Below are 12326 nucleotides of genomic sequence, written 5' to 3'. Positions count from 1 at the left end.
AATTCGCGCTGTGATCGTGGACTGCGCCATCTACCGCTCGGGGCGCCGTGTCGAGGGGCCCGCCGACTTCTCGGACGCGCTGGATCTGGCCCGGGCGCGCGGCGACGCCTTTCTGTGGATCGGCATGTACGAGCCGACAGCGGACGAGTTCGAGCTCGTCACCACGGAGTTCGGGCTGCACCCGCTGGCGGTGGAGGACGCGCTGCGGGCCCATCAGCGGCCCAAGCTGGAGGTGTACGACGACTCGCTCTTCTTGGTGCTCAAACCGGTGGCGTACGAGCAGGAGAGCGACACGGTCACCACCGGGGAGCTGATGCTCTTCATCGGCGACTCCTTCGTGGTGACGGTCCGGCACGGCGAGTGCTCGCCGCTGACCGAGGTGCGCAGACGGCTGGAGTCGGAGCCCGATGTGCTGAGGCATGGGCCCACCGCGGTGCTGTACGCGGTCAGCGACGCGGTGGTGGACCACTACATCGAGGTGGCGGAGGAGCTCCAGGTGGACCTGGAGGAGATGGAGGCGGATGTGTTCGCCCCCGGCGGGTCGGGGGCGGGGTCCGGGACCGGGTCGGGGTCGGGGTCGGGGTCGGGGTCCGGATCAGGCACCGGGTCCGGGTCCGGATCAGGCGCCGGGTCCGGGTCCGGGGCGCGGCCTCCGACCGCCGAGCGGATCTATGTCTTCAAGCGGCAGGTGCTGGAGTTCCGGCGGGCCAGCGGGCCGCTGACGGCGCCCATGACCCGGCTGGCGAGCGCCGGGGTGCCCTTCGTCCACAAGCGTTCCCAGCTGTTCTTCCGCGATGTGAGCGACCATCTGACACGGGCGAACGAGCAGGTGGAGGCGCTCGACCGGCTGCTGTCGGACATCCTCGCCGCTCATCTGGCCCAGCAGGGCGTACGGCAGAACGACGATATGCGGAAGATCTCGGCCTGGGCGGCGATGGCGGCGGTGCCGACGATGGTGGCGGGGATCTACGGCATGAACTTCGAGCATATGCCGGAGCTGCGGTGGGTGGGCGGATATCCCGCGGTGCTGATGCTGATGGCGGGCGCGGTGTGGGGCCTGTTCCGGCTGTTCAAGCGCCGGGGGTGGCTGTAGCGGCGGGGGGGCTGGAGCAGCAGCTGGGCGGGGCCGTAGGAGCACGGGGGCGGCCGTGCCGTGGCGGCGGGGCGGGGCGGGGCCGTCAGAGCGCGGGGGCGGGCACGGGCGGGCCGTCGAGGGCCCCGCGCCGCTCGGGCATGGTCAGGCCGATCATCCGGTGCCAGCCGCCGAACCGCTCGTACGCGTACATTCCGTGGATGCCCGAGGCGAGAGCGGCGGACTTGGCCCGGGGCCAGCGCAGCAGCCGTCCCATGCGCGACATCACCGAGAGACTGACGTCGCGGTGGACCCTGATCTCGGTGAGGGCGCTCTCGCGCAGTACGCGGTGGATGGTGCGCCCGTGCCCGTCGGCGACGAGGCCCAGCAGCTCCTCATGGCAGTACGCGAGATGGTTCGACTCGTCGTTGCAGATCATCCTGATGGCCTTGCCGAGTTCGGGATGGTCGCCGAAGTATTTGACCAGCATGTCCATCTGGTCGGCGGCCCGCTGTTCGGTGACCCTGCTGTGGGAGAGGTAGACGACGATGTCCTCCTCGGTGAGGGGCTCGTCGCGGCGGAGCTTCTCGTGGGCGAGACCGATGCCCCGGGCCTCCAGCAGCATGGTGTAGTCGGACTCGGGCGGTACGGGGACGGGTTCGAGACCGCGCTTTCTGAGCAGGGCGTTGAAGATCCTGCCGTGTTTGTCCTCGTCGGCGCCGTGCCGTGCGATCCTCGGCGCGAGCGCGCGCATGCTCTCGGGCACCAGCGCGGCGATCCGGCCGTTCTCCCAGCCGCCTTGGGCCTCGCCGCTGGCGGCTATGGAGCAGAAGAGCCGGAAAGCGTCGTCGTCGTCGATGATTTCCTGGAAAAGACCTCGGCCCGAGAGCATCACTGCCACCTCCTGAAGGCACCCCACAAAAGCGTCGGCTCGGCGGGGCGGCGCGGCAACAGCTGGGCCCCCGGGCTCCGCCATTCGGCGGATTCCGGGGGCCGGGGGGATTCCGGGGGCCGGGGGGATTCCGGGGGTGCCGGACTCCAGGGGGGTTACGCCAGTCCGGCGCGCTCCAGGGCCTCGGTGCCCGTCCGCAGGGCCGCGATCCGCTCGTCGAGGGTGAATCCGGCGGGGGCGAGGGTGAGGGTGGTGACACCGGCCTCGGCGTAGGCCCGCATCCCGTCCGCGATGCGCTCCACCGGGCCGAGGAGGGCGGTGGAGTCGATCAGCCGGTGCGGTACGGCCGCGGCGGCGCCGTCCTTGTCGCCGGAGAGGTACTTCTCCTGGATCTCGGCGGCTTCCTTCTCATAGCCCATGCGCTGGGCGAGCTGGTTGTAGAAGTTCTGCTTCCGGCTGCCCATGCCGCCGACGTAGAGGGCGGTGTACGGGCGGAACATATCGGCCAGGGCGGTGACGTCGTCGCCGACCGCCAGGGGCACGGTGGGACAGACGTCGAAGCCGTCCATGGTCTTTCCGGCCCGCTCCCGGCCCGCGCGCAGATGCCTGATCGCGGTCTCCTCCAGATGCTCGGCCGAGGGGAAGATCAGCAGCGCGCCGTCGGCGATCTCACCGGTCTGCTCCAGGTTCCGGGGGCCGATGGCGGCGATGTAGAGCGGGATGTGCTCGCGCTGGGGGTGGACGGTGAGCTTGATGGGCTTGCCCGGCCCCTCGGGGAGCGGAAGGGTCCAGTGCTCGCCCTCGTGGGTGAGACGCTCGCGGGTCATCGCCTTGCGGATGATCTCGACGTACTCCCGGGTGCGGGCGAGCGGCTTGTCGAACCGCACCCCGTACCAGCCTTCGGAGACCTGGGGCCCCGAGACGCCGAGGCCGAGCCGGAAGCGGCCGCCGGAGAGGGAGTCGAGGGTGGCGGCGGTCATCGCGGTCATGGCGGGCTGACGGGCCGGGATCTGCATGATCGCGGAGCCGACGTCGATCCGTTCGGTCTGGGCGGCGACCCAGGTGAGGACGGTGGGGGCGTCGGAGCCGTACGCCTCCGCCGCCCAGCAGACGTCATAGCCGAGCCGGTCGGCCTCCTGGGCGACCGCGAGATTGTCGCCGTCCATACCCGCGCCCCAGTAGCCGAGGTTGATGCCGAGCCGCATAACCGCTCCCTCTTACTGATCAGTAACGTCTGTGTTCCGGGGACTCTAGCGCGTGGTGCCGCGATCCGTCAGGGGTCCTGGCGGCAGCCGGGGTTGTCCACAGGCTCTCTTCGGCCGGGGCCTCGGCCAGTAATGTCAGGGCGCATGGAGCAGAGGCATCTCGGCCGCACCGGCCTGCGCGTGTCCCGTATCGGGCTCGGCACCCTGACCTGGGGCCGGGACACCGACGAGCATGACGCGGCGGATCAGCTCAAAGCGTTCTGGGAGGCGGGCGGGACCCTGGTCGACACCGCCGATGTGTACGGGGGCGGGGACGCGGAGTTTCTGCTCGGGCAGCTGGTGGAGCGGCTGGTGCCCCGGCGCGAGCTGGTCATAGCGACCAAGGCGGGCAGTGTGCCGGACCCGGACCGGCGGTTCGACGGCTCGCGCGGGCATCTGCTGGCGGCGCTGGACGACTCGCTGGCGCGGCTGGGGACGGACTATGTGGACCTGTGGCAGATCCATGCCTTCGACCCGCGCACCCCGCTGGACGAGACGCTCCAGGCGCTCGACATCGCGGTGAGCAGCGGCCGGGCGCGGTACGCGGGAGTGTCGAATTTCTGCGGCTGGCAGCTGGCCAAGGCGGCGACCTGGCAGCTGGCGGCGCCGGGGGCGCGCGCCCGGCTGGCGAGCACACAGATGGAGTACTCCCTGCTTCAGCGGGGTGTCGAGCGGGAGGTGCTGCCCGCGGCGCTGGATCTGGGCGTGGGGCTGCTGCCGTCGTCCCCGCTGGGGCGGGGGGTGCTGACGGGCAAGTACCGGCATGGCACCCCGTCCGATTCCCGGGGGGCCTCCGAGCTGCTCGGACCGTTTGTCGAGCCGTATCTCGACGAGACGGCGGACAGCGTGGTGGAAGCGGTGCTCACGGCGGCGGACGGGCTGGCGACGACCGCGCTCCAGGTGGCGCTGGCATGGGTGCGGGACCGGCCCGGAGTGGTCGCCCCGATCGTCGGCGCGCGCAACGCGCGGCAGCTGGCGGCGGCGCTGTCAGTGGAGGCGCTTACGCTTCCTGACGAGATCTGCCAGGCGTTGGACGATGTGTCGGCGCCCGTGCACCGCTATCCCGACCAGGACTGGAGCACGCTGTGACCGCGCCTTCCCGGGGGCCGAACCCCGAACCCCCGGCCACCGCCGACCGTGACCCCGAGGCCACCGAGGCCACCGGGGCTCCCGACGCGCCGCCGCCCCCTGACGGGGGCCCGGCGGCGGAGGCCGGGCCCGGGGAGGCCGAGGCGTCCCTGGGAGTCCAGGACCCCGCCGATGCGGAGGCGTCCGGCGGCACGGTCCCGGGTGTTCCGGGTGTTCCGGGTGTTCCGGGCGATGACGCCGTGCCCGTGGCCGCGTCGGAGTCGTCCGGTGGCGAGGGCTCGGGGGAGCCGAGCCCGGAGAGCAGCGGTGGAGCGGAGGCATCCGCCGTGGTGGACTCGGGCGCAGCGGACACCGACGCCGACCCCGACACGGAAACCGACGGCTCTGCGGACACCGACGCCGACCCCGACACGGAAACCGACGGCTCTGCGGACACCGACGCTGCCACGGACACGGACACGGACGCCGGTGGCGCCACCGACGCCGGGAATGACGCGAGCGGGCCGTCCGAGGCGGCGGCCGAGCTCGCCGCGCAGCGGGAGCTGCGGCAGCGGATCGAGCAGCGGAAGGCCGAGCGGGACGGACCCATCGCCAGCGGGGCCAAGCTGGACGGCCGGGCGGCCGATCTGCTCGCGGCGGTGCGGGCGGTGGAGAGCGGTGAGCGGCCGGGTACGGCCTTCTTCGACTCCCCCGCACCGGCCCAGCGGGCTTCCCGCCCGCGGCCGGAGCCCGCCCCGCACCCGGCCGTGCCCGCCGGGACGGCGCGGCCCGGGGAGACCGGGCCGCGGACGGCGCTGGAGCATCCCGCCGTCCCGGCCCCGGCGAGCGCTCCGGAGACCCTCGCGGCGGTGCGGGAGACGCTCGGCGCGGGGGGCGCTCCCGAGTCCCTCGCGCCACGGGTCGCCGAAGTGCTCGGGGAGGGGGCCGCCGGAATCCTGCGCGAGGACCCCTGGCAGCTGCTGTCCGTCCCCGGGGTCGGGCCGGAGCAGGCCGACGGATTCGCCCGTGCGCTGCTCGGCGGCGGGTGCGGGCCGGGCGACGAGCGGCGGACGGCGGCCCTGGTCGTCTGGGAGCTGGAGCGGGCGGCCTCGCGGGGCCATACCGCGCTGGCGGCCTCCGCCGTGCGGGAGGCGCTGGCCGGGCGGTCGGTTCCCGACCCCGATGACGCGCTCCAGCGGGCGATCGACGACGGAGTCGTCCTGGCGTTCGAGGACGGGGCCGGAGAGTCCCTGGAGCCCGCTCCAGAGGTCTCCGGGGAGACCGGACAGGCCGGGGCGACCGGGGAGGCCGAGGAGGAGCAGCCGCAGGCTCCGCTGCTGCTGGGGCTCGACCGGTACGCCCTCGCCGAGGAGAGCCTCGCGGACGGGCTGGCCCGGCTCGCGAGATCCGGGGCGGACGCCCGCTGGGAGGGGGCGGCCGGGCCGGCCGAGCTGGTGCGCGCGGTCGCGGAGAGCGCTCTGGCGACGCATACGGGCGGGGAGGCGGCGCGTGCCGAGCCGGTCGCCCTGGCCGGGGCGGCCGGGTCGCTCGGTCTGCGCGCGGTGGTCGCGGTCCACAGTGAGCGGGCCCGTGGGGCGCTCGGCCCGGCGGCGGTCACCGTGGCCGGGCTGCTGAGCGGCGGCCAGGGTCCCGGCCGGGACGCGGACGGCGCGCTGGCGCTGGATCTGCTGGTGGTGCTGGACGCCCAGCTGCTCGATGTGGAGAGTGCGACGGCGCTGGTGGAGTCGTTGCCGGACGGTGGCCGGCTGGTGCTGAGCGGTGATCCCGGGCAGCTGGGGCCCGCGGGCGCGGGCCGGGTGTTCGGGGATCTGCTGGCGGCGCGGGTCTGTCCGCAGATCGTCTCGCGCACACCGGACCCCGGTCCGATCGGGGAGCTGGTGTCGGGCGTCGGGGTCGGGGAGCTCGGCCGGGTGGCGGCCCCCGGCAAGGAGGTCGTGATCGTCCCTGTGCGGGACGCGGCCGAGGCCGTTCACCGTACGGTGCAGCTCGTCGCCGATTCGGTGCCCCGGGCGATCGGGGTGCCCACCGAGCAGACCCAGGTGATCACGGTGGGCCATGGCGGCGCGGCGGGCACCCGCGCGCTGAACGCGGCGCTGAAGCAGCGGCTGAACCCGGGCCCCGGCCGGTTCGGCGGCTTCGACCCGGGCGACCGGATCGCCTGTACGACGGCCCCCGGCCGTACGCTGCCGGGCACGGTGGTCTCGGCGGACGCCGAAGGGCTGCACCTCGACTGCGAGGGGACGCGGGTGACCGTGCCGAAGGAGCGGGTCGGCTCGGCGCTGCGGCACGGCTGGGCGCTGACGGCGCACCAGGCGTCGGGGATGCGCTGGCCCGCCGCGGTCGTGGTGCTGCCGGGGGATGCCGCGCCGGGGCTGAGCCGGCCCTGGGTGTACACCGCGTTCGGCCGGGGTGAGCGCCATCTGTCCGTGGTGCACGGAGTGGATCAGGCGCTGCCGCGGGCCGTGGCGGAGATCCCGGCGCAGGAGCGTACGACGCGGCTGCGGTCGCTTCTCGAAGGGCTGCTCGCCCCCGTGGGGTGACCGACCGCCCTGGGCTACCCGGCCCGGAGGGACAGAGCGAGGCCCTGTCCTCCGGGCCGGGTAGCCGGTCCGGGGGCAGGGCCTCGGTCATGGTGCGTACGGGCGGCGGGCCGTCGCCCGTCAGCGTTCCGTTTCATCGGGGTCGTCGGATTCGTCGGGTTCATCGTCCGATTCATCGTCGGGTTCGTCGAGCTCGTCGGGTTCCTCGTCCGGCTCATCGAGGTCGTCCGGCTCCCCGCCCGCTCCACCAGGGCCGTCCAGCTCCGCGTCCGTTTCGTCGAGCTCGTCCTCGTCCTCATCGAAGACGGAGCTCACATCGAAACGGATCACGATGTGCTCCGGGTCCGCCTGGTCGAAGGGCGCGTTGAGCCACTCGCCCGGTTCGGCCAGCTCGTCGAGGGCCGAGACCCAGAGCGTGGAGTCGCCCTCCTCCAAGCCGAATTCCTTGTGGCGTGAGGCGATCTCATCGGCTTCGTACTCGCCGAAGACCAGACCGAGCGCCGCGTGCACACTGGTGCCCGCGGCCCGGGACCGCTCCGGGTTCTCGTCGTCGGGGTCGAGGTCGGCGACGCGCCGCGCCTGCGCGAGCAGCCGTCCCGGCTCCACCACCGCGTAATCGCGGCGGATCAGCACGCTGAGGGCGCCCGGTTCCTCGGGGCCGTTGTACGGCGGAAGGGATTCGTCCGCGCCGGGGATCTCGAAGGGAGTGACCTCGTCGTAGCGGTCGTAGAGGCGTTCGTCGTACGCCTCCGCCGCGACGGCCAGGGCGTTGAACGCGTCGTAGACAGCCGGGTCGTCCTCTCCCGTGCGGTTCTCGACCGCCGCGAGGTGGCGGTCCAGTGCGGCTTTGACCGCCTCGGCGGCGGCACGTACCTCGACAGCGGTGGGCGGCGCAGCATCAGACATAGTGCAGACGCTATCCGTACCAGGCCGGTGCCCGCACAATAGATGCGATGCCGGAATACGAATTTGTCGATGTGTACGTACCGCGCGGGGTCTCCCGCAAGGACGCGACCCGCTTGCTGACCGACCACGCCGAGTACGGATACTGGGAGTTGGACCGACTGAGCCTGCACCGGGACGGCAGCCGAAGAGTGCGGCTGCGCCGGCGGATCATTCGCCAGGTGCGCGCCACCTGGTGACCAGGAGCGGGCCCCGTCGTAGGTCGTGTCGTCAAAGTCCCGTCCGTCTGCCGTGCCCTGGCACTGCACTCTCTCCCCCGTAGCCTTGCGGGCACGGGTGGGGGTCCCCCCGGGTGAAGCCCAGGGGGAGTGCCCCATGAGGCTCTGCGGGCGGACGACGCTGCTTTGACGACGCTCCCGAGCGAGACCCGCTCCGATGCGTGCCGGGGGTTCTCCCCGGTCAGGCGCGGACGCGAGCGCGGCGGTAGAGCACCGCTCCCGCCAGGACCATGCCGGCGCCCACCGGAATGATCAGGCCGAGTGACTCGGCGCCCGTCTGGGCGAGCTGCACCCCCGGCTTGGGCTGTTCGGCGGTGTGCGCCACGGGGGTGTTCGGCTTGGCCGGGGTGGTGGAGACCGGCGGCTTCGGCTTCTCGACGGGGGTACCGGGCCCGGGGTCGCCGGGCTTTCCGGGGGTGCTCGGCTCACCGGGGTTGCCGGGGTTGCTGGGCTCGACCGGGTTGCCGGGGTTGACCGGCTCGACCGGGTTGCCGGGGCCCGAGGCGTTGACGCAGTCGTTGCCGAACACCGGGTTGAGCAGTGCGACGACGTCGACGCTGTTGCCGCAGGCGTTGACGGGCACGTCGACGGGCACCTGGGCGTTGTTCCCGGACGCGACGCCGGGTGAGTTGCCGGCCGTACTGACCGCCTGGGCGCCGCCGCCGGTCTGCGCGACGCCGACCTGGTCGCCGCCGGAGGGTCCGCCCGGCTGGGAGCCGCCCGGATTCACCGGTGTGGCGCTGCCGGAGACGTTGGCGCAGTTGTTGCCGAACGCCGGGTTGAGCAGTCCGACGAGGTTGACGCTGTTGCCGCAGGCGTTGACGGGCACGCTGACGGGCACCTGGACGGAGTTGCCGGACGCGACGCCCGGCGAGTTCGAAGCGCCTCCGAGGGCCTCCGCGCCGGCGTGGGCGTAGCCGCCGCCGAGAGCGAGCGCTCCGCCCGCAGCCGCCATCGTGATCAGGCCCTTGCGAGTGACCTGTCGCATAGGTAACTTCCCTGCCTTCTTCAGGAATGCCTCCGGGCGTCGTGCCCGGGAGCGGAAAACCGGGCGGTCCCGGAGCGCGTGGCACGCACTCGCGGGACCGCCTGAGTTCAAATCCAAACCCCGATGGGTGGATTCACCACATCAAGAGTTGACGCAGGTGTTGCCGAAGGCGGGGTTCAGCAGCGCGATCACGTCGATGGTGTTGCCGCACACGTTGACCGGCACGTGGACGGGCACCTGGATGACGTTGCCGGAGAGCACACCGGGAGAGCCCACGGCGGCGCCCTGGGCGCCGGCGTCGGCCATGGCCACGCCCGCACCAGCGAGCACCAGACCACCGGTGGCAGCCGCGGCGGCGACGACCTTCTTGATCATTATTCCTCCTTGTTGGCAAAGCGGCCCCAGCCGCGGACCGCAACACCTGTAACGAGGAGGGAAGCGCGAGGGCTACGAGCCCGGTGTTCCTTTCACTCTTTTCAGTCAAGCACGTACATGCTGACGATTATTGGAGTGTCCTTTCGGAGGACGGCCGCCGGGCCTCACCCGATCCGGTTCAGCAGGCGTCGATGAACCGGTCAAGCACACGTGCCCCGAACTTCAGACCGTCCACCGGGACCCGCTCGTCCACCCCGTGGAACATGCCCGCGAAATCCAGCTCCGGCGGCAGCTTCAGCGGCGCGAAGCCGAAGCAGCGGATGCCGAGGTCGTCGAAGGACTTGGCGTCGGTGCCGCCGGAGAGCATGTACGGTACCGCCCGGGCGATGGGGTCCTCGGCCCGCAGGGCGGTCTGCATCGCGTCCACCAGATCGCCGTCGAAGCTGGTCTCCAGCGCCTTGTCGCCGTGCACGTCCTCGCGGCGGACCCGGGGGCCGAGCAGCCGGTCGAGATCGGCGAGGAACTCGTCCTCGTACCCCGGCAGAAAGCGCCCGTCGACATGGGCGGTGGCCTGGCCGGGGATGACATTGACCTTGTATCCCGCGCCGAGCATGGTGGGGGCGGCCGAATTGCGCAGGGTCGCGCCGATCATCTTGGCGATCCCGCCGAGCTTGGCGAGGGTCGCGTCCATGTCCTCGGGGTCGAGCGGGGTGCCGAGGGCGTCGGAGAGCTCGTCCAGGAAGGACCGTACGGTCTTGGTCACCCGCACCGGCCACTTATGCCGGCCGAGCCGGCCGACCGCCTCGCAGAGCTCGGTGATGGCGTTGTCGTCGTTGGTCATCGATCCGTGCCCGGCGGTGCCGTCCACGGTCAGCCGCATCCAGTGCATGCCCTTCTGCGCCGTCTCGACCAGATAGAGCCGCAGATTCTCGTTGACCGTGAAGGAGAAGCCGCCCACCTCGCCGATGGCCTCCGTGACCCCCTCGAAGAGGTCGGGGTGCTTGTCGACGAGATACCGGGCCCCATAGGCGCCGCCGGCCTCCTCGTCGGCGAGGAAGGCGAGCACGATGTCGCGCGGGGGCTTGCGGCCGGTGCGCAGCCTGTCCCGTACGACGGCGAGCGTCATCGCGTCCATGTCCTTCATGTCGACCGCGCCACGGCCCCAGACGCATCCGTCGGCGATCTCGCCGGAGAAGGGGTGGTGGGTCCAGTCGTGGGCGTTGGCCGGTACGACGTCGGTGTGGCCGTGGATGAGCAGCGCGGGCCTGCTGGGGTCCTCCCCCTCGATCCGGGCGACGGTGGAGGCGCGGCCCTTGTGGGACTCGAAGATCTTCGGTTCGAGTCCCACCTCCGCGAGCTTCTCCGCCACATACTCGGCGGCGGCGCGCTCCCCCGGGCCGGAGTGGTCCCCGTAGTTGCTGGTGTCGATCCGGATCAGCTCACGGCAGAGGTCGACGACCTCGTCCTCGCCCGAGACGGTACGGGCCGTATTCGACTCGCTCACGCTGATTCCTCCCACTGTCGCTGCTGGTGGTCCCGCCCCATCCTCCCGCGAGACCCCCCGGACCCCAAGGCCGACGACCCCGCGCCCCCCTTGGTCGGGCCCCGATCCCGCCGCCCGACCGGGGGGCGTGATCCGCACCCTCGAATGTTTGCTATTGTTTTCCACGTCGCAAGGGCCCAGGCCGAGCGGCAGACACCTTGTCCGGGTGGCGGAATGGCAGACGCGCTAGCTTGAGGTGCTAGTGCCCTTTATCGGGCGTGGGGGTTCAAGTCCCCCCTCGGACACCAGCTAAGACCCCAGTTGACCTGGGGTTTTCTGCTTTTCTGGGGTGCGGCGTGACCAGCCACGTGACCAACAGCCCAGAGAGTTTCCTGGTCGGACCAGGGACGACAGGCCGAGTCGGCCCGCGCCGGAGGCGGCCGGTCGGCGCGCTCCGTCCTTACGTGAGTGGCCGTACCGGGCCATGGTGTAGCCGGGTGAGTGGTGCCGGACGTCGGCGGAGACCTCCACGGGGTTCTCCCCGGCCTCCAGATCGTTCGTGGCCTTGCTGCGCCGCCAGTCGTGAATCCGGAGGTCGTCCGGCAGGTGCAGCCGGGTTCGGAGGGTGCGCCATCGGGCCGAGACTCTCTCCGGGTCCTGGGGTCCGCCCGCTTCGCCCCGGTGGAGCTTGAATCCGTCCCGCTCCGCAGTGACACTTCCGATCACGCACAGGCACCGGAACCCGTGCCGGTACCTGTTTACAGCTTCCGGACCATGACTGCGTACAACGGGGAGTCGTCAGAAGGCATCGCCTCACCCACCTTGGCATAATTCCAACGCTCATACATAGCCTGGACTCTAGGGCGTTCTGTTTCTACCGTGAGCGAAACCATGTCGGCCGTGACTTCTTTGAGCAGCGCGTCGTGAATTTTCTGTGCACGTTTAGTGCCGCGCCATTTTGAAACGACCATGAGTTCCGACAGCGCAAAGACGGAACCCCTAAGTTCCCGGGGGCGTGGGTGCCCCTTCCACCAGCCACCCGGCTTGAACATGGAGCCGTACGCACAGCCAACCGGGCCGCCCTGCTCCCAGCCTGAAATACATAGCCAGTCTTCTCGTGAAGACCAGCGGTCGACGAAGTAGGAGAAGCGCTCACGCGAGTGGAATTCGTCCGGGGTGTCGGCATATGCCTCGTCATGGATGTCCAGAAGGAGAGAGCGCACGTCCCGTGCGTCTGCGTGCGTGTAGCGCTTCAGATCCATTCGGCAGACTCCTCAATCCATTCGACAATTTCGGAACCGTTCGAACCTGAGGCTACGAGCACCTTGCGTGTGGCAGCCAAAGTGCGGATCGTGCGCCCTGACCCCGACGCCGAAGGGAGCGTCACATACGCCTGTCGGCCTGTCACGCCGGCTAGTTCCCAATCGCCTTGCCTGGCCTGAGCGAGAGGCAAATGTGCGCG

The 12326-nt window shown here is 71.3% G+C and carries 11 protein-coding genes and 1 tRNA gene; 5 read left to right on the top strand and 7 right to left on the bottom strand.

Annotation, left to right across the window (positions count from 1 at the left end; translation table 11 throughout):
- The first annotated feature begins 1 nt into the window (after position 1).
- The gene (locus FF041_RS05295; RefSeq protein ID WP_323391276.1) at positions 2–1093 is read left to right on the top strand and encodes a magnesium and cobalt transport protein CorA; all 1092 of its coding nucleotides are present in this window, start codon (positions 2–4) and stop codon (positions 1091–1093) included.
- Between the two features lie 85 nt (positions 1094–1178).
- Here FF041_RS05295 and FF041_RS05290 read toward each other — a convergent pair whose 3' ends face one another.
- Both FF041_RS05290 and FF041_RS05285 read right to left on the bottom strand, forming a co-directional pair.
- Entirely contained in the window at positions 1179–1964 is a 786-nt protein-coding gene (locus tag FF041_RS05290; protein ID WP_153521238.1) for a ferritin-like domain-containing protein, read from the bottom strand.
- A 155-nt stretch (positions 1965–2119) separates the two neighbouring features.
- A complete protein-coding gene (locus FF041_RS05285) occupies positions 2120–3169 on the bottom strand; it encodes an LLM class F420-dependent oxidoreductase (protein ID WP_153521237.1) in 1050 nt (349 codons plus the stop codon).
- 144 nt (positions 3170–3313) lie between these two features.
- Here FF041_RS05285 and FF041_RS05280 point away from each other — a divergent pair, with 144 nt between their 5' ends.
- Both FF041_RS05280 and FF041_RS05275 read left to right on the top strand, forming a co-directional pair.
- Positions 3314–4297, top strand: coding sequence for an aldo/keto reductase (locus FF041_RS05280; RefSeq protein ID WP_153483722.1), 984 nt, complete (start codon positions 3314–3316; stop codon positions 4295–4297).
- Positions 4294–6837 (top strand): ATP-dependent RecD-like DNA helicase, encoded by a 2544-nt coding sequence (locus FF041_RS05275; protein WP_323391267.1) that lies wholly within the window; start codon positions 4294–4296, stop codon positions 6835–6837. Before FF041_RS05280 ends, FF041_RS05275 begins: the two co-directional genes overlap by 4 nt.
- 120 nt (positions 6838–6957) lie before the next feature.
- Here the strand turns inward: FF041_RS05275 and FF041_RS05270 are convergent, their stop codons facing one another.
- Entirely contained in the window at positions 6958–7743 is a 786-nt protein-coding gene (locus tag FF041_RS05270; RefSeq protein WP_153521235.1) for a hypothetical protein, read from the bottom strand.
- A 47-nt stretch (positions 7744–7790) separates the two neighbouring features.
- Here FF041_RS05270 and FF041_RS05265 point away from each other — a divergent pair, with 47 nt between their 5' ends.
- Positions 7791–7979 (top strand): DUF5703 family protein, encoded by a 189-nt coding sequence (locus FF041_RS05265; RefSeq protein ID WP_153483725.1) that lies wholly within the window; start codon positions 7791–7793, stop codon positions 7977–7979.
- Between the two features lie 220 nt (positions 7980–8199).
- Here FF041_RS05265 and FF041_RS40270 read toward each other — a convergent pair whose 3' ends face one another.
- From FF041_RS40270 to FF041_RS05250, 3 genes are all read right to left on the bottom strand, one after another.
- Positions 8200–9006, bottom strand: a complete 807-nt coding sequence (locus FF041_RS40270; RefSeq protein ID WP_153521234.1) for a chaplin — start codon at positions 9004–9006, stop codon at positions 8200–8202.
- A 141-nt stretch (positions 9007–9147) separates the two neighbouring features.
- Complete coding sequence (gene chpH / locus FF041_RS05255; RefSeq protein ID WP_153483727.1) at positions 9148–9381, bottom strand: chaplin ChpH; 234 nt, start codon at positions 9379–9381, stop codon at positions 9148–9150.
- Between the two features lie 178 nt (positions 9382–9559).
- Positions 9560–10885 carry a M20/M25/M40 family metallo-hydrolase gene (locus tag FF041_RS05250; protein WP_323391265.1) on the bottom strand — a complete coding sequence of 442 codons (1326 nt, stop codon included), beginning with the start codon at positions 10883–10885 and terminating at the stop codon, positions 9560–9562.
- A 199-nt stretch (positions 10886–11084) separates the two neighbouring features.
- Between FF041_RS05250 and FF041_RS05245 the strand changes: the two genes are divergently transcribed.
- Positions 11085–11172: transfer RNA gene (locus FF041_RS05245), tRNA-Leu, on the top strand.
- 450 nt (positions 11173–11622) lie between these two features.
- On the opposite strand, the gene FF041_RS05240 is transcribed toward FF041_RS05245, so the two are convergent.
- A complete protein-coding gene (locus FF041_RS05240; protein WP_153521233.1) occupies positions 11623–12126 on the bottom strand; it encodes a GNAT family N-acetyltransferase in 504 nt (167 codons plus the stop codon).
- Positions 12127–12326 lie beyond the last annotated feature (200 nt).

It is taken from the genome of Streptomyces jumonjinensis (genome assembly GCF_009600885.1).
In the GTDB taxonomy this organism is placed as follows: Bacteria; Actinomycetota; Actinomycetes; order Streptomycetales; family Streptomycetaceae; genus Streptomyces; species Streptomyces jumonjinensis.
Note: the sequence above shows the minus strand (reverse complement) of the source record. Positions and strands in the feature narration are given on the sequence as shown.

Excerpts from the sequence above, each read along its gene's own strand:
- FF041_RS05285 (WP_153521237.1), bottom strand. The coding sequence starts at position 3,169 with ATGCGGCTCGGCATCAACCTCGGCTACTGGGGCGCGGGTATGGACGGC.
- FF041_RS05240 (WP_153521233.1), bottom strand. The coding sequence starts at position 12,126 with ATGGATCTGAAGCGCTACACGCACGCAGACGCACGGGACGTGCGCTCT.
- FF041_RS05265 (WP_153483725.1), top strand. The coding sequence starts at position 7,791 with ATGCCGGAATACGAATTTGTCGATGTGTACGTACCGCGCGGGGTCTCC.
- FF041_RS40270 (WP_153521234.1), bottom strand. The coding sequence starts at position 9,006 with ATGCGACAGGTCACTCGCAAGGGCCTGATCACGATGGCGGCTGCGGGC.
- FF041_RS05280 (WP_153483722.1), top strand. The coding sequence starts at position 3,314 with ATGGAGCAGAGGCATCTCGGCCGCACCGGCCTGCGCGTGTCCCGTATC.
- chpH (WP_153483727.1), bottom strand. The coding sequence starts at position 9,381 with ATGATCAAGAAGGTCGTCGCCGCCGCGGCTGCCACCGGTGGTCTGGTG.
- FF041_RS05290 (WP_153521238.1), bottom strand. The coding sequence starts at position 1,964 with ATGCTCTCGGGCCGAGGTCTTTTCCAGGAAATCATCGACGACGACGAC.
- FF041_RS05270 (WP_153521235.1), bottom strand. The coding sequence starts at position 7,743 with ATGTCTGATGCTGCGCCGCCCACCGCTGTCGAGGTACGTGCCGCCGCC.